This window comes from Rathayibacter sp. AY1C5, from assembly GCF_002931705.1.
Taxonomy (GTDB): Bacteria; Actinomycetota; Actinomycetes; order Actinomycetales; family Microbacteriaceae; genus Rathayibacter.
This window is the reverse complement of sequence record NZ_PSWD01000006.1, coordinates 1-16258: the sequence shown is the minus strand read 5'-3', so window position 1 is coordinate 16258 and position 16258 is coordinate 1. Positions and strand designations below refer to the sequence as shown.

Genomic DNA, 16258 nt, shown 5'->3' with positions numbered 1-16258 from the left:
GCGCGACAAACGCCGCTCCGTCGCGCCGGGCAGTCGGGCCGGGGCTCTGTCGGAGGCCGTCGTTACGCTGGGGGCATGACCATGCAGCAGGCCGGACTCCGCTCCGGGGCGACTCCGCTCGCCGTGCGGATGCGGCCGCGCAGCCTCGAGGAGGTCGCCGGCCAGCGCCACCTCCTGACGCCCGGCTCGCCCCTGGTCGCCCTCGCCGCCGACACGACGGGGGAGCGGGGAGCGGTGTCCGTGATCCTCTGGGGCCCTCCCGGCACGGGCAAGACCACGCTCGCGCAGGCGGTGGCCCACTCCAGCGGCCGCCGCTTCGTCGAGCTCTCCGCCGTCACGGCGGGCGTGAAGGACGTGCGGCAGGTGATGGAGGAGGCGCTCTCCACCCGCGACCTCTACGGCACGTCCACCGTGCTCTTCCTCGACGAGATCCACCGCTTCACCAAGGCGCAGCAGGACGCACTGCTGCCCGGGGTCGAGAACGGGTGGGTCATCCTCATCGCGGCCACGACCGAGAACCCCTCGTTCTCGGTGATCGCGCCGCTGCTCTCGCGCTCGCTCCTGCTGACCCTCGAGCCGCTCAGCGACGACGACCTGGGCGTCCTGGTCGACCGCGCCCTGCACGACGAGCGGGGTCTGCGCGACTCGGTGACGCTGGAGGAGGAGGCCCGGGCGAGCATCGTGCGGCTCGCCTCCGGAGACGCCCGGCGGGCGCTGACCGCGCTCGAGGCCGCCGCCACCTCCGCCCGCTCGGAGGCCCGCGAGGCCGACCGGGCCGCCCGCGCCGCCGCCGCGGAGGACCCGGACGAGGAGGACGAGGACGACGAGGGCGCTCCCGTCGAGGCCGCCGCCGAGGAGCCCGCGCTCCCCGTGATCACGACCGAGGTCGTCGCGCGCGCCGTCGACCGAGCCCTGCTGCGCTACGACCGCAACGGCGACGAGCACTACGACGTCATCAGCGCCTTCATCAAGTCCATCCGGGGCTCGGACGTCGACGCGGCGCTGCACTACCTGGCCCGGATGATCGAGGCGGGGGAGGATCCGCGGTTCATCGCCCGCCGCATCATCGTCTCCGCGTCCGAGGACATCGGCATGGCCGACCCGCAGGCGCTCGTCGTCGCGATCGCCGCGGCCGACGCCGTGCAGTTCATCGGCATGCCGGAGGGGCGCATCCCGCTCGCCCAGGCGGTCGTGCACCTGGCGACCGCCCCGAAGTCGAACGCGTCCTACTCCGCCATCGACGCGGCCATCGCGGACGTGCGCGCTGGCCGCGCGGGCCGGGTGCCGGCGCACCTGCGCGACGCGCACTACCCCGGCGCCAAGAAGCTCGGCCACGGGAAGGGCTACCGGTACCCGCACGACGCCGACCTCGGCGTCCTCGAGCAGCAGTACCTCCCGGACCCGCTCCAGGGCGCGCGGTACTACCGGCCCACCGAGCACGGCAACGAGCGCGACGTCTCCGCACGACTGGCGAAGCTCCTGCGCATCATCCGCGGCGACCGGGGCTGACCGCGCCGACCGCGAGCTCGCGCGACCCGCACGGGAGGCCGTGGCCTGATAGTCTTGCGAGGTTGCCCACCGCTCTGTAGCCGAGCGGAGCAGCGCATCCCTCTGAATCGCGCAGCCCGCCACTGCGGTCACCCTTCCCCCGCACCCGCGGAGGACACGACCGCGGCGTCCGCCCTCCTCCCGGAGCCGGCGGTCGAGAGCTGCGACCGAACCTCTCAGACCTTGGAAGGACCACTGTGTCGACCACGTCCCGTACCCGCTCGAAGACGCGCCTCTCGCGCGCCCTCGGCATCCCCCTGACCCCGAAGGCCGCCCGCTACCTCGAGAAGCGTCCCTACGCGCCCGGCGAGCACGGCCGCTCGAAGCGCAAGGCCGACTCCGACTACGCGGTCCGCCTGCGTGAGAAGCAGCGTCTGCGCGCCCAGTACGGCATCCGCGAGAAGCAGCTCCGCATCGCCTTCCAGGAGGCGCGCCGCACCCAGGGCCTGACCGGTGAGAACCTGGTCGAGCTCCTCGAGATGCGCCTCGACGCCCTCGTCCTGCGCTCGGGCTTCGCCCGTACCACCGCGCAGGCCCGCCAGTTCGTCACCCACCGCCACATCATGGTGGACGGCAAGACGGTCGACCGCCCCTCCTTCCGCGTGAAGCCGGGCCAGGTCATCCACGTCAAGACCCGCTCCGAGGGCACCGAGCCCTTCCAGGTCGCCGCCGCCGGTGGACACGTCGACGTCCTCCCCAAGACCCCGGGCTACCTCGAGGTCGAGATCGACAAGCTGCAGGCGACGCTCCTGCGCCGCCCGAAGCGCGCCGAGGTCCCCGTGACCTGCGAAGTGCAGCTCGTCGTCGAGTACTACGCGGCCCGCTGAGTCCAGCCCCGCAGAGAAAGGCCCCGGTGTGCGCACCGGGGCCTTTCCCGTTCCCGGGGTCGCGATCCGGAGTGCCCGCCGCGCTCCGAGAGTCCCGCGCTGCGCCCGATCCGGCCGTCGCGCCCGAGCCGAGCGCCCGTCCCCGCGTCCGACCCTCTCGCGGGCCGTCGGTAGGCTGGAGTGCCGCGCTGGGCGGCATCGAACGGAGGTCACCGTGACCGGTGGAGACATCGCAGGGCTCATCGCCGCGGGGGTGTTCGCGATCCTGGTGGCGATCACCGCCGTCCCGCTCTGGAAGCTCGGGCGCGTCTTCGACAGCACGAGCGAGGCCATCAAGCAGGCCAGCGACGGCCTGACGCCGATCCTCGACGAGTCGGCCTCCACCCTCCGCGAGGCCAACCACCAGCTCGCGCGGGTGGACACGATCACCAAGGACGTCGCCGAGGTCACCGGCAACGTCAACGCGCTCGTCGCTCTCACGGCCGCGACCGTCGGCGGTCCGCTCATCAAGCTCGCCGGCTTCACCGCCGGAGTCCGCGCCGTGCTCGTCGCCGGACGGACGGCCGACAAGGCCGGAGCCGCGGTCGGCCGCTCCGCCGCGAAGCGCACGAAGCGCCCGCGCTCGAAGTAGCGCCGCGCCCGCGCCCTAGAATCGAACGGGTCGTCGCGCCGTCGCGCCCGCCCCGCCGCTGTGGAAGGACACCCCGTGAAGAACATCCTCCTGATCGTCATCGGGATCGGCCTCGGATTCGCGGTCGCCCACCAGGTCTCGCGCACCGAGGCGGGCGCCCGGCTCTTCGCCGACATCAACCGCACCGCGAAGGAGCTCGGCGAGGCCGTCTCCGAGGGCTACCACCAGCGCGAGGCCGAACTGAAGGCCGCCATCGGCGAGGGCTGACGCCCCGCCGCCCGACATCCGCGTCGTCACCGACCGAACCGTAACGGAACCCATGCAGACCGCAGACATCCGCAACCGCTGGCTCGACTTCTTCGGGAGCCGCGGCCACACCGTGGTCCCCTCCGCCTCCCTCGTGAGCGAGGACCCGAGCCTCCTCTTCACCGTCGCCGGCATGGTGCCGTTCGTGCCCTACCTCACCGGAGTGGTCCCCGCGCCCTACCCGCGTGCCACCAGCGTGCAGAAGTGCATCCGCACCAACGACATCGAGGAGGTCGGCAAGACGCCTCGTCACGGCACCTTCTTCCAGATGAACGGCAACTTCTCCTTCGGCGACTACTTCAAGGAGGGGGCGATCGGCTACGCCTGGGAGCTGCTCACCCGCGCCGAGAGCGACGGGGGACTGGGCTTCGACGAGAAGGACCTCTGGGTCACCGTCTACAAGGACGACGACGAGGCGATCGCGCTCTGGAAGACGATCGCGGGACTGCCGGACGAGCGCATCCAGCGCCTGGACAAGGACACCAACTACTGGTCGACCGGCCAGCCCGGCCCCGCGGGCCCCTGCTCCGAGATCTTCTTCGACCGTGGACCCGCCTACGGGATCGACGGCGGCCCGGCGACGGACGACGACCGCTACGTCGAGATCTGGAACCTCGTCTTCATGCAGTACCTCCGCGGCGAGGGCACGAGCAAGGTCGACTTCGACATCCTCGGCGAGCTGCCGCGCAAGAACATCGACACCGGCATGGGCCTCGAGCGCGTCGCCTTCCTCAAGCAGGGCGTCGAGAACATGTACGAGATCGACCAGGTCCGTCCGGTCCTCGATCGCGCCGCCGAGCTCTCGGGCCGCCGCTACGGAGCCGTCCACGAGGACGACGTCCGCATGCGCGTCATCGCCGACCACGTGCGCTCCTCGCTGATGCTGCTGTCGGACGGCGTGACGCCGTCCAACGAGGGGCGCGGCTACATCCTCCGCCGCCTGATGCGCCGCACGGTGCGCGCCATGCGCCTGCTCGGAGTGGACACCGCGACGTTCCCCGAGCTCTTCGCCGCCTCGCGCGACGCGATGGCGTCGGCCTACCCCGGGGTGTCCACGGAGTTCGAGCGCCTCTCGACCAGCGCCTACGGCGAGGAGGAGGCGTTCCTGCGCACCCTCGCGGCCGGCACCGAGATCCTCGACCTCGCGGTCCTGAAGACGAAGAAGGCCGAGTCGCCGACGCTGCCGGGCGACACCGCGTTCCTCCTGCACGACACCTTCGGGTTCCCGATCGACCTCACCCTCGAGATCGCCGAGGAGTCGGGTCTGACGGTCGACCGCGAGGCGTTCGACTCCCTCATGACCGCGCAGCGCACGCGTGCGAAGGCCGACGCGAAATCGAAGAAGTCGGCGCTGGCCGATCTCTCGGTCTACGCCGACTTCCGCGCCCACGGCGAGACGCTGTTCACCGGCTACGACGTGCTCGACACCGAGACGCGCATCCTCGGCCTCATCGTCGGCGGGCACTCCGTCACGAAGGCGGTCGCGGGCGACATCGCCGAGGTGATCCTCGAGGCGACCAGCCTCTACGCGGAGTCGGGCGGCCAGGAGGCCGACGCCGGCCGCATCGTCGGCTCCGGCTTCGCTCTCGAGGTCCTCGACGTGCAGAAGCCCGTCAAGGGTCTCATCAGCCACAAGGTCCAGGTCGCCAGCGGCGAGGTCGGAGTGGGCGACGCCGCCACCTCCGTCGTCGACCGCGACTGGCGCCGGGGCGCCACGCAGGCGCACTCGGGCACCCATCTCATCCACGCCGCGCTGCGCCAGGTGCTCGGCCCGCAGGCGCACCAGTCCGGCTCCTACAACAAGGCGGGCTACCTGCGCCTGGACTTCTCGTGGAACCAGGCCCTCTCGCTCGAGACCCGCAGCGAGATCGAGGAGATCGCCAACACGGCGATCCGGGACAACCTCGAGGTGGTCACGCGCGAGCTCCCGATCGACGAGGCGAAGGCGCTCGGCGCGATGGCCCTCTTCGGCGAGAAGTACGGCGACGTCGTCCGCGTGGTCGACATCGGCGGGCCCTGGTCGCGCGAGCTCTGCGCGGGCACCCACGTCGGGCGCTCGTCGGAGGTCGGCGTGATCAGCCTGGTCAGCGAGTCCTCGGTCGGATCGACCAACCGCCGCGTCGAGTCGCTCGTGGGCCGCGAGGCCTTCCAGGAGCTCGCCGCCGAGCGCGCCCTCGTCAGCACGATCTCGTCCTCGCTGAAGACCCCGCGCGAGCAGCTGCCCGAGCGGATCGGCGAGCTCGTCGCGAGCCTCAAGGCCGCCGAGAAGCGGATCGCCGCGTTCGAGGCCAAGGCCCTCGCCGACCGGGTGCCCGCCCTCGCCGCGACCCGTCGCACGGTGGGCGGCACGACCGTCGTCGCCGAGAGCATCGGCACCGCGGGATCGACCGACGAGCTGCGCTCCCTCGTGACCTCCGTCCGTGAGCGGCTCGGCCAGGAGCCGGCCGTCGTCGCGCTGGCCGCCGACGTCTCGGGCAAGCCCGCGGTGATCGTCGCCACCAACCAGGCCGCCCGCGACCAGGGCCGCCGCGCGGGTGCGCTCGCCAGGCGCGCCGCCGGGATCCTCGGGGGCGGCGGAGGCGGCAAGGACGACCTCGCCCAGGGCGGCGGCTCCGACGTCTCCGCCATCGGCGCGGCGCTCGAGGCCGTGGTGCAGGAAGCGACCAGCTGAATGGGCCGGTTCGGCGTCCGGCTCGGCATCGATGTGGGCCGCGCCCGCATCGGGGTCGCCCGCTGCGACGCCGACGGCCTGCTCGCGGTGCCCGTCGAGACGGTCGCGCGGGCGGGCACTGACGGCGGATCCTCGGACGTCTCCCGGATCGCGCACCTCGCCGCCGAGTACGATGCCCAGGCGATCATCGTCGGACTGCCGTTGTCGCTGTCGGGGGCCGAGACGGCCTCGACGGAGGACGCGCGCGGATTCGCTCGACTGCTCGCCGAGGCGGTGCCCACCGCTCCGGTGCGGCTCGTCGACGAGCGGCTGTCGACGGTCACCGCTCAGAGCGCCCTGCACCGCTCCGGACGCACCACCCGCGGCTCCCGAACCGTGATCGACCAGGTCGCCGCCGTGGTGATCCTGCAGCACGCCATCGATTCCGAGCGCTCGGCCGGCACCCCGGCCGGAGTCCTGCTCGAACCGAACGAAGGACCTCCCCGTGACCGACGTCCCCCCGAGCCGCCGCGACGCCCGCGCCGCCGAGCAGGCGCAGCCGACTCCGCCCGACCCGACTCCGGAGCAGCAGCCCGCGCCGACTGAGGCGCACGATCCGCTGGGCCGCCTCTTCACCGGGCCCGACGTGCCCGAGCCCCGCGGCCGCGACGACGCGGCCGCGTTCGACCCGGACGCGCGCCCGAAGCGGCGCCGCGCGGCTCCCGCGACGGGCGGCGCGAAGAAGCGCCGCAGCCGCCGCGGGCTCATCGGCGGGCTTCTGGCCTTCGGCGTCTTCGCCGCGCTCGTCGCCATCGCCGTGACGATCTTCCTCGAGCCCGTGCGCGGCCTGTTCGCCGAGCCCGAGCCGACCGACTTCACCGGCACCGGCTCGAGCGAGGTGCTGTTCACGATCCACCAGGGCGACGGCGGCAGCGACATCGCCAACAACCTCGTCTCGGACGGGGTCATCAAGTCGTACGACCCCTTCTACGACCTGCTCCTCGCTCAGAGCCCGGAGCCCGTCTTCCAGCCCGGCGCGTACTCGCTCAAGGCCGAGATGAGCGCCAAGGCCGCACTGTCGGCGCTGCTCGACTCCGAGTCGACGCGCCTCGCGAACACCTTCGTCATCCCCGAGGGGACGGCGCTCAAGGAGGCGCTGCCGCTCATCGCGGACGGCACCGGGGTCGCGCTGACGGACCTCGAGGCGGCCGCCGCCGACTGGGGCTCGTTCGGGCTCCCGGCCGGGGCGACGAGCCTCGAGGGGTTCCTGTTCCCCGCGACCTACGACATCGACCCGTCGACGCCGGCGCACGACATCCTGAAGACCCTGGTCGACCGGATGTACCAGTCGCTCGACCAGGCCGGCGTGCCGGCGGACGACCGCTACCGCGTCGTGGTGTTCGCGTCCCTCGTGCAGCGCGAGGCCCGCGTCGCCGAGGACTTCCCCAAGGTCGCGCGCGTGTTCCAGAACCGCCTCGACCAGGGGTGGCGCCTGCAGTCGGACGCGACCGTGGCGTACGGCACCGGCGCGACCGACCGCGTCTCGACCACGGACGCCGAGCGGAACGACGCCGGCAACGTCTACAACACCTACCAGCGCGACGGCCTGCCGCCCGCGCCGATCTCGAACCCGGGCGACGTGGCGATCGACGCGGTCATGCACCCCGCGGACGGCACCTGGATGTACTTCGTCACGGTGAACCTCGAGACGGGCGAGACGGTCTACTCCACCACCGACGCCGAGCACAACGCGGCCGTCGACCAGTGGCAGGCCTGGATGCGGGACCACCCGGAGTACCAGTGACGGCCGCCGGGTACCGCCTCGCGGTCCTCGGCGCGCCGATCGCGCACTCGAAGTCGCCCGCGCTGCACGCGGCCGCCTACCGGGTGCTCGGACTCGACTGGAGCTACCGCGCCGTCGAGACGACGGAGGTGACCCTCTCCGAGGTCGTGTCCGGTGAGCCCTGGCACGGACTGTCGCTGACCATGCCGCTCAAGCACGCGGTGCGACCGCTGCTGGCGGAGGAGGACGCGGTCGCCCGGGTCACCGGCGCGGTCAACACCGTGCTGGTCGACCGCTCCGGCCCGGCACCCCGCCTCCGCGGGTTCAACACCGACGTCGCGGGCATCGTGCGCGCCCTCGCCGAGGCGGGCGTCGTCTCGGCGGAGCGCGTCCAGGTGCTCGGCGGGGGAGCGACCGCCGCCTCCGCCCTGGCCGCCGCCGCCGAGCTCGGCGCGGCGCGGGTCGACCTCGTCCTGCGGACGGCGTCGAGGGCCGTCGAGCTCGCTCCGCTCGCGGAGTCGCTCGGCGTCCCGCTCTCGGTCCGCTCCTTCGCCGACTGGTCCACCGGAGCGCCACTGGTGATCTCGACGCTCCCCGGCGGGGCGGCGGACGGCCTCGACGTGCCCGACGCGGCGGTCGCGGGCTCGACCCTGTTCGACGTGGCGTACTCCCCGTGGCCGAGCGCGCTCGCCCGGCGCTGGGAGCAGGGCGGCTCCCCGGTCGTCTCCGGGCTCGGGATGCTGCTCCACCAGGCACTCGTGCAGGTGCGGATCTTCGTCGGCGGCGACCCGGTCCTGCCTCTCGATCGCGAGGACGAGGTGCTCGCGGCGATGCGCCGAGCCGTCTCGGCGGGTCCGGCGCACTGACCTCGTGTGCCAGAATCGGAGGATGCTCCGTTGGCTCACGGCCGGGGAATCCCACGGTCCCGAACTCGTCGCCGTCCTCGAAGGACTGCCGGCGGGCGTCCCCGTCTCCCTCGACGACATCCGCGCCGATCTGGCGCGCCGGAAGCTCGGCTACGGCCGCGGAGCCCGGATGAACTTCGAGCAGGACGAGCTGACGATCTCCTCCGGCGTCCGGCACGGAGCGACGATGGGCAGCCCCATCGCCCTGCGCATCGGCAACACGGAGTGGCCGCGCTGGGTCGACGTCATGTCGGCGGAGCCCCGTGACCCCGAGAGCCTGCCCAAGGGCCGCGGCGCCGCGCTCACACGGCCCCGCCCGGGCCACGCCGACCTCGTCGGGATGCAGAAGTACGGCTTCCCCGAGTCCCGCAACGTGCTCGAGCGCGCCTCCGCCCGCGAGACCGCGGCCCGCGTCGCCCTCGGCGCCGTCGCCCGCCGCTTCCTCGGCGAGCTCGGCGTCTCGCTCGTCAGCCACACCCTCGCCATCGGGCCGGTCCGCGTGCCCGAGGGCTCGCCGCTGCCCGGCCCGGCCGACGTCGCCGCCCTGGACGCGGATCCGCTGCGCTGCCACGACGCCGCGACCAGCGCCCTCATGGTCGCCGAGGTGGACCGCGCCCACGACGACGGCGACACTCTCGGCGGCGTGGTCGAGGTCCTCGCGTACGGTCTCCCGCCCGGACTCGGGTCCTACGTGCACTGGGACCGTCGTCTCGACTCCCAGCTCGCGGCGGCCCTGATGGGGATCCAGGCGATCAAGGGCGTCGAGGTCGGCGACGGCTTCCTCACCACCACCCGCCGCGGCTCGGAGGCGCACGACGAGCTCTTCCAGTCCGCCGCCGGCATCTCCCGGTCCAGCGACCGGGCCGGCGGCACCGAGGGCGGGATGAGCACGGGGACCGTGCTGCGGGTCCGCGCCGGCATGAAGCCGATCGCGACCGTGCCGCACGCGCTGCGCACCGTCGACGTCGCCACCGGCGAGGCAGCCGGCGCTCACCACCAGCGCTCCGACGTCTGCGCGGTGCCGGCGTCCGGTGTCGTCGCGGAGGCGATGGTCGCCCTGGTGCTCGCGAACGCCGTGCTCGAGAAGTTCGGCGGCGACAGCGTCACCGAGACCCGCCGCAACCTGCAGGGCTACCTCGCCGCCATCCCCGACGAGCTCCGCACGGCCGCCGCGAGCGACCCGGGTCTCGGGCTCGCCTGATGGCCGCGTCCTCGGCGGCCCGCTGATGGCGGGTCACGATATCGGCGCGGCCCGCGCCCGCCTCGTCCTGATCGGCCCGATGGGCGCCGGCAAGACGACGATCGGCAAGCGGGTCGCGAAGGCGCTGAGCGCCGGGTTCGTCGACTCCGACGCGGAGTTCGTGCGCACCCACGGCCCGATCGCCCCCTACTTCGACGCCCACGGCGAGCCGGCCTTCCGCCGGGAGGAGCGCCGTGTCGTCGAGCGCGCCGTCCGTCGCGACGTGGTGCTGAGCCTCGGCGGGGGAGCGGTGCTCGATCCCGCGACGCGCGCCGACCTCGCGGACGTGCCCGTCGTGCTCCTCACCACCACGGCCGAGGCCGTCCGCGACCGGCTCGGCTCCGGCTCCCGCCCGCTGGTGCGCGGCGGGGTCGGCGACTGGGTCCGCATCTTCGACGAGCGGCGCCCGGTCTACGAGTCCCTCGCGGACACCGTGGTCGACACCTCCCGGCGGCCGATCACCCTGATCGCCGCCGAGATCGCGGAGTGGGTGCGCGCGCAGCGCCCCTCCGCCACCCCTGCACCATCGGACCCGGCGGCCACGAGCCGCCCGAGCGGAAGACAGTCATGAACGACGGCACCACCGCCATCCCCGTCGCCGGAGAGAACGGCTACGACATCCACGTCGGGCGCGGACTCCTCGACGGCCTCGCCGACGCGATCGGCCCCCGGGCCGCGAAGGTGCTCATCGTGCACCCGCCGACCCTCGCGGTCCTCGCCGCCGAGATCCGCGAGAGCCTGCTCGAGCGCTACGAGGTGCTGCTCGCCGAGGTCCCGGACGCCGAGGCCGCGAAGCGCGTGGAGGTGGCGGCCTTCTGCTGGCAGGTGATGGGGCAGTCGGACTTCACCCGCACGGATGTGGTCGTCGGCTTCGGCGGCGGCGCGATCACCGACCTGGCCGGCTTCGTCGCCGCCACCTGGCTCCGCGGGGTCGACCTGGTGCAGGTGCCGACCACCGTGCTCGGGATGGTCGACGCGGCCGTCGGGGGGAAGACCGGCATCAACACGGCCGAGGGCAAGAACCTCGTCGGCGCCTTCCACGCGCCGCGGGCGGTCGTCGCCGACCTCGACGTGCTGACCAGCCTCCCGCGCAACGAGATCCTGGCCGGCTTCGGCGAGATCGTGAAGTACGGGATGATCGCCGAGCCGCGCATCCTCGACATCATCGAGTCCGACATCGACCTGGCCACGGACCCGACGTCGGAGGAGTTCCGCAGCCTGGTCGAACTGTCGATCGGGATCAAGGCGCGGGTCGTCGGCGAGGACTTCACCGAGAAGGGCCTGCGCGAGATCCTGAACTACGGGCACACCCTCGGGCACGCGGTCGAGCACGCCGAGCGCTACCAGTGGCGCCACGGCGCGGCCGTCTCCGTCGGGATGATGTTCGCGGCCGAGCTCTCGCGCCTGACCGGATCGCTCAGCGACGCGGTCGTGGACCGCCAGCGCCGGGTCCTCGAGTCGCTGACCCTGCCGACGAGCTACCCGCTCGGACGGTGGGAGACGCTCCTCGCCGCGATGCAGCGCGACAAGAAGACCCGTGCGGGCATGCTCCGCTTCGTGGTCCTCGACGACATCGCCCGCCCGAGCATCCTGCAGGGGCCGGAGACGTCGCTGCTGTTCGCGGCGTACCAGGAGATCGGATCGTAGGTCCGACTCGGCTGAGCCCGGGCGGCGCCGTTGGGGCGATTCGCACGCGGCGTCCAGACTCCTCTGCCGACGGGGCCGCGTCGACTACACTCGACGGGTCAGCCGGACCGGCCGATATCGCCGCGCCCGCGTACCGGGCTCGCCGGCGCAGACTTCCACTGAAACGGATCCCCCTTCGCATGGCCTCTACCACCGACATCAAGAACGGCACCGTCCTCAGCATCGACGGCCAGCTCTGGAACGTCATCGACTTCCAGCACGTCAAGCCGGGCAAGGGCGGCGCCTTCGTCCGCACCAAGATGAAGAACGTCCTCACGGGCAAGGTCGTCGACAAGACCTTCAACGCGGGCGCCAAGATCGACACGGCCAACGTCGACCGCCGCGACTTCCAGTACCTCTACCGCGACGGCGCGGACTTCGTGTTCATGGACACCAGCGACTACGACCAGATCACCGTCCCCGAGGCGGTCGTCGGCGACGCGGCGAACTTCATGCTCGAGAACCAGAACGTGACCCTCGCCCTGCACGACGGCGACCCGCTCTACATCGACCTCCCCGCCTCGGTCGTCCTCGAGATCACGTACACGGAGCCGGGCCTCCAGGGCGACCGCTCGACCGGCGGCACCAAGCCCGCGACGGTCGAGACCGGCTACCAGATCCAGGTCCCGCTCTTCCTCGAGCAGGGCACGAAGGTCAAGGTCGACACCCGCACGGGCGACTACCTCGGCCGCGTCAGCTGAGCCGGGCCTCCCGTGAGTGCTCGCACGAAGGCGCGCAAGCGCGCCCTCGACATCCTCTACAACGCCGACGTCCGGCAGATCAGCTTCGCCCAGTCGCTGCGCGCCGAGGCCGAGCGAGCGGCGAACGAGCCGGCCCGTGAGGCCTCGTGGCTCTACGCCCGCGAGATCGTCGACGGGGTCATCGACCACGCTGACGAGATCGACGAGCTGATCGCCCGGCTCGCCCAGGGCTGGACACTCTCGCGCATGCCGCTGGTCGACCGCGCGATCCTCCGGATCGGGGTGTGGGAGATCCTGCACAACGACGCGGTGCCCGACGGCGTCGCCATCTCGGAGGCCGTCGAGGCCGCCACGTCGCTGTCGACCGACGACTCGGCGGGCTTCATCAACGGGCTCCTCGCCTCCGTCGCGGAGTCCCGCACGACGGCCTGACCCGCCCCGGAGACCTGCTCGGCCCGCCGGATCCCCGTGATCGGGCGGGCCGAGGTCGTTCCCGGGCTGCCCGTCCGGCGGGCCGCGCGACGGCCCCTATACTCGTCACGGCTTTTCCTTTAACAGCCGTCCTGTGAGGCGGGGAAGGAGGTCGGTGTGACGGCACGAATCGTGCTCAACGGCGCTGACATCACGCGAGCGCTCACGCGCATCGCCCACGAGATCCTCGAGTCGAACCGCGGCCCCGAGTCGCTGGTCGTCCTCGGCATCCCGACGCGCGGCGTCGCCCTCGCGAGGCGCATCGCCGAGACGATCGCGCGGATCGAGCCGGACGGGCCCCCCGTCTTCGCCGGCTCCCTCGACGTGACGATGTACCGCGACGACCTCTCCCGGCACCCGGTCCGCACCCCCGCGCGCACCGCCGTCCCCGCGAGCATCGACGGCCGAACCGTGGTCCTCGTCGACGACGTCCTCTTCTCGGGCCGCACCATCCGCGCCGCCCTGGACGCCCTCAGCGACATCGGCCGTCCGCGAGCCGTGCGGCTGGCCGCGCTGGTCGACCGCGGACACCGCGAGCTCCCGATCCGGGCGGACTTCGTCGGCAAGAACCTGCCGAGCAGCCTGAGCGAGCGGATCAACGTCCGGCTCGTCGAGACGGATGGTGAGGACCTGGTCGCGATCGAGTCGCAGGCCACCGGCGAGGAGACGGCTCCGTGAAGCACCTGCTCTCGACCCGGGACCTCGACCGCGCGAGCGCGATCGCACTCCTCGACATCGCCGAGGACATGGCGGACGTGCAGAACCGCGAGGTCAAGAAGCTGCCGACCCTGCGCGGGAAGACCGTGGTCAATCTCTTCTTCGAGGACTCCACCCGCACGCGGATCTCGTTCGAGGCGGCGGCGAAGCGGCTCTCGGCCGACGTCATCAACTTCAGCGCGAAGGGCTCCAGCGTCTCCAAGGGCGAGAGCCTGAAGGACACCGCGCAGACGCTCGCCGCGATGGGCGCCGACGGCGTGGTCATCCGCCACAGCGCCTCCGGAGCCCCCGCGGTTCTGGCGGCGAGCGGCTGGATCGACGCGTCGATCCTCAACGCCGGCGACGGGACCCACGAGCACCCGACCCAGGCGCTCCTGGATGCGTTCACCATCCGCCGGCGCCTGCACGGCGCCTCCGCGTCCCGCGGCAAGAGCCTCGACGGCGTCGCGGTCACGATCGTGGGCGACGTCCTGCACTCGCGGGTGGCGCGCTCGAACGTCTGGCTGCTGACGGCGCTGGGCGCCGAGGTGACGCTGGTCGCACCGCCGACCCTCGTGCCGGTCGACACGCGCGACTGGCCCGCGACCATCCGCTTCGATCTGGACGAGGCGATCGACACCGGGCTCCCCGACGTCGTGATGCTCCTGCGCATCCAGCTCGAGCGGATGTCGAGCGGGTTCTTCCCCAACGGCCGGGAGTACGCGCGGATCTGGGGCCTCGACGACGAGCGGCTCGCCCGGCTGGGTCCCGATACCATCGTCATGCACCCCGGACCCATGAACAGGGGCGTCGAGATCTCCTCGGCGGCCGCCGATTCGAGCCGCTCCACGGTGCTCGAACAGGTCACGAACGGAGTGTCCGTCCGGATGGCCGCGCTCTACCTGCTGCTGTCCGGCGAACGGGAGGTCCACTGATGAGCACTGCCCAGCCGCTTCAGAGCACGGCGCCGGAGCGGATCCTGATCTCGGGAGCGACGCTCGCCGACGAGTCGACCGCCGACCTGCTGATCGACGGGGGCGTGATCGTCGAGATCGGCGCCGACCTCGACTCGCGCGGGGCCCGCGTGATCGACGCCGACGGCCTGCTGGCGCTGCCCGGCCTGGTCGACCTGCACACCCACCTGCGCGAGCCGGGGTTCGAGCAGAGCGAGACGATCCTCACCGGCACGCGAGCTGCGGCCGCCGGAGGCTTCACCGCCGTCTTCGCGATGGCGAACACCTCGCCGGTGCAGGACACCGCGGGCGTGGTCGAGCAGGTGCAGAGCCTGGGCGAGGACGCCGGCTACGCGACGGTCCGCCCGATCGGCGCGGTGACCGTGGGTCTGGCGGGGGAGTCGCTCGCCGAGCTCGGCGCGATGGCCCGCAGCCGCGCGGCCGTGCGGGTCTTCTCGGACGACGGGAAGTGCGTCTCGGACGCGCTGCTGATGCGCCGCGCTCTCGAGTACGTCAAGGCGTTCGACGGAGTCGTCGCCCAGCACGCGCAGGAGCCGCGGCTCACCGTGGGCGCGCAGATGAACGAGGGCGCCGTCTCCAGCGCCCTCGGCCTGCAGGGCTGGCCCGCCGTGGCCGAGGAGGCGATCATCGCCCGCGACGTGCTCCTCGCCGAGCACGTGGGCTCCCGCCTGCACGTCTGCCACGTCTCGACCGCGGGCTCGGTCGACGTCATCCGCTGGGCGAAGGCCCGGGGGATCGACGTGACCGCCGAGGTCACCCCCCACCACCTGCTCCTCACCGAGCAGGCCGTCGCCGGCCAGGACGGGCCGAGCTACGACGCCCGCTTCAAGGTGAACCCGCCGCTGCGCCGCGACGAGGACGTGCTCGCCCTCCGCGAGGCCCTCGCCGACGGCACCATCGACATCGTCGCCACCGACCACGCGCCGCACCCGGTCGAGGCGAAGGACTGCGAGTGGGACGCCGCGGCGTTCGGCATGGTCGGCCTCGAGAGCGCGCTGAGCGTGGTGCACGCCGCCGTCGTCGAGGACGGGCGGATGAGCTGGTCCGACGTCGCGCGCGTGCTCTCCTCCGCCCCCGCCCGCATCGGCCGGCTCGACGGCTACGACCGCGGCCTCGCCGTCGGGGCCGCCGCGAACGTCGTGCTCTACGACCCGGAGGCGCGACGCCGCTTCTCCGTCGAGGACCTGCGCGGCCGCAGCGGCAACTCCCCGTACCTCGGTCGCGAGCTGCCGGGCCGCGTCGTCGCCACCCTCCACCGGGGCTTCCCGACCGTGCTGGACGGCGAGCTCGTCGACGCGGCGGTCGTCGCCGCCTCCGCGAAGGCCTCCCGTGGATAGGGCCGCGATCACGATCGTCATCGCCGCGGTCGTCGTCCTCGTCTTCGTCGGCATGCTGCTCTCCTGGCGCGCGCGGCGCCGCCGCTCGGCCGCCCTCGCGCCGGAGCCCGTGCCCGCGTCCTCGCTGGGCGCCGAGGTCGAGCGCGTCGACCTCCCGTACGTGGCCACGACCCGCTTCGAGCAGCCGCTCGAGCGCGTCGTGCTGCCGGGGCTCGGCTTCCGCGGCAACGCTGTGCTGCGCCTCCACGAGCGCGGCGTCGTGATCGCCCCCGTCGGCGAGCGCGAGACGGTGATCCCGGCCTCCCTCCTGCGCGGAGCGGGCCAGGGCAGCTACGTGATCGACCGCGTCGTCGAGGAGGGCGGCCTGCTCGTGATCTCCTGGTCGCCCCGCGGCGACGAGACCGTCGACAGCTACCTCCGCGTGGCCGAGCCCGCCCTCCTCGACGACGCGGTCGATCACGTAGCTGCCCTGGCCCGCTCCGCGCAGGAGGGAGGCCGGGATC

16 protein-coding genes and 1 pseudogene are annotated in these 16258 nt (G+C 72.8%); all 17 read left to right on the top strand.

Annotated features, from left to right (window positions below):
* The first annotated feature begins 75 nt into the window (after positions 1-75).
* Positions 76-1509, top strand: coding sequence for a replication-associated recombination protein A (locus tag C5C57_RS06885; RefSeq protein WP_104246774.1), 1434 nt, complete (start codon positions 76-78; stop codon positions 1507-1509).
* A 236-nt stretch (positions 1510-1745) separates the two neighbouring features.
* Positions 1746-2375 carry a 30S ribosomal protein S4 gene (gene rpsD, locus C5C57_RS06880; protein ID WP_068210518.1) on the top strand — a complete coding sequence of 210 codons (630 nt, stop codon included), beginning with the start codon at positions 1746-1748 and terminating at the stop codon, positions 2373-2375.
* A gap of 214 nt (positions 2376-2589) precedes the next feature.
* Positions 2590-3006, top strand: a complete 417-nt coding sequence (locus C5C57_RS06875; protein WP_104224759.1) for a DUF948 domain-containing protein — start codon at positions 2590-2592, stop codon at positions 3004-3006.
* Positions 3007-3081: 75 nt separating this feature from the next.
* Positions 3082-3273 (top strand): hypothetical protein, encoded by a 192-nt coding sequence (locus C5C57_RS06870; protein ID WP_104225329.1) that lies wholly within the window; start codon positions 3082-3084, stop codon positions 3271-3273.
* A 52-nt stretch (positions 3274-3325) separates the two neighbouring features.
* A complete protein-coding gene (alaS, locus tag C5C57_RS06865) occupies positions 3326-5983 on the top strand; it encodes an alanine--tRNA ligase (RefSeq protein ID WP_104297456.1) in 2658 nt (885 codons plus the stop codon).
* Positions 5984-6460, top strand: a pseudogene (ruvX, locus tag C5C57_RS06860) (Holliday junction resolvase RuvX); the annotation flags it as partial.
* A gap of 7 nt (positions 6461-6467) precedes the next feature.
* The gene (gene mltG, locus C5C57_RS06855; protein WP_181027103.1) at positions 6468-7766 is read left to right on the top strand and encodes an endolytic transglycosylase MltG; all 1299 of its coding nucleotides are present in this window, start codon (positions 6468-6470) and stop codon (positions 7764-7766) included.
* Entirely contained in the window at positions 7763-8611 is an 849-nt protein-coding gene (locus tag C5C57_RS06850) for a shikimate dehydrogenase (protein ID WP_258072022.1), read from the top strand. Before mltG ends, C5C57_RS06850 begins: the two co-directional genes overlap by 4 nt.
* Before the next feature lie 22 nt (positions 8612-8633).
* The gene (aroC, locus tag C5C57_RS06845; protein ID WP_104246778.1) at positions 8634-9851 is read left to right on the top strand and encodes a chorismate synthase; all 1218 of its coding nucleotides are present in this window, start codon (positions 8634-8636) and stop codon (positions 9849-9851) included.
* Positions 9852-9876: 25 nt separating this feature from the next.
* Positions 9877-10461 (top strand): shikimate kinase, encoded by a 585-nt coding sequence (locus C5C57_RS06840; RefSeq protein ID WP_104246779.1) that lies wholly within the window; start codon positions 9877-9879, stop codon positions 10459-10461.
* Positions 10458-11537, top strand: coding sequence for a 3-dehydroquinate synthase (aroB, locus tag C5C57_RS06835; protein ID WP_104224752.1), 1080 nt, complete (start codon positions 10458-10460; stop codon positions 11535-11537). Before C5C57_RS06840 ends, aroB begins: the two co-directional genes overlap by 4 nt.
* 179 nt (positions 11538-11716) lie before the next feature.
* Entirely contained in the window at positions 11717-12277 is a 561-nt protein-coding gene (gene efp, locus C5C57_RS06830; RefSeq protein ID WP_068210208.1) for an elongation factor P, read from the top strand.
* A gap of 12 nt (positions 12278-12289) precedes the next feature.
* Positions 12290-12709 (top strand): transcription antitermination factor NusB, encoded by a 420-nt coding sequence (nusB, locus tag C5C57_RS06825; protein WP_104224751.1) that lies wholly within the window; start codon positions 12290-12292, stop codon positions 12707-12709.
* 156 nt (positions 12710-12865) lie between these two features.
* Complete coding sequence (gene pyrR, locus C5C57_RS06820; protein WP_104224750.1) at positions 12866-13426, top strand: bifunctional pyr operon transcriptional regulator/uracil phosphoribosyltransferase PyrR; 561 nt, start codon at positions 12866-12868, stop codon at positions 13424-13426.
* The gene (locus tag C5C57_RS06815; protein WP_104224749.1) at positions 13423-14379 is read left to right on the top strand and encodes an aspartate carbamoyltransferase catalytic subunit; all 957 of its coding nucleotides are present in this window, start codon (positions 13423-13425) and stop codon (positions 14377-14379) included. The genes pyrR and C5C57_RS06815 overlap by 4 nt, the downstream gene beginning before the upstream one ends.
* A complete protein-coding gene (locus C5C57_RS06810) occupies positions 14379-15755 on the top strand; it encodes a dihydroorotase (RefSeq protein ID WP_104224748.1) in 1377 nt (458 codons plus the stop codon). The genes C5C57_RS06815 and C5C57_RS06810 overlap by 1 nt, the downstream gene beginning before the upstream one ends.
* Positions 15748-16258, top strand: a 511-nt coding sequence (locus tag C5C57_RS06805) for a hypothetical protein (RefSeq protein WP_104297455.1), incomplete at its 3' end; no start/stop codon positions are given. The genes C5C57_RS06810 and C5C57_RS06805, both read left to right, overlap by 8 nt.

Bases quoted from the DNA above. Each gene is read 5' to 3' on its own strand.
- C5C57_RS06810 (WP_104224748.1), top strand. From the start codon at position 14,379: ATGAGCACTGCCCAGCCGCTTCAGAGCACGGCGCCGGAGCGGATCCTG.
- efp (WP_068210208.1), top strand. From the start codon at position 11,717: ATGGCCTCTACCACCGACATCAAGAACGGCACCGTCCTCAGCATCGAC.
- C5C57_RS06840 (WP_104246779.1), top strand. From the start codon at position 9,877: ATGGCGGGTCACGATATCGGCGCGGCCCGCGCCCGCCTCGTCCTGATC.
- aroC (WP_104246778.1), top strand. From the start codon at position 8,634: ATGCTCCGTTGGCTCACGGCCGGGGAATCCCACGGTCCCGAACTCGTC.
- aroB (WP_104224752.1), top strand. From the start codon at position 10,458: ATGAACGACGGCACCACCGCCATCCCCGTCGCCGGAGAGAACGGCTAC.
- alaS (WP_104297456.1), top strand. From the start codon at position 3,326: ATGCAGACCGCAGACATCCGCAACCGCTGGCTCGACTTCTTCGGGAGC.
- C5C57_RS06885 (WP_104246774.1), top strand. From the start codon at position 76: ATGACCATGCAGCAGGCCGGACTCCGCTCCGGGGCGACTCCGCTCGCC.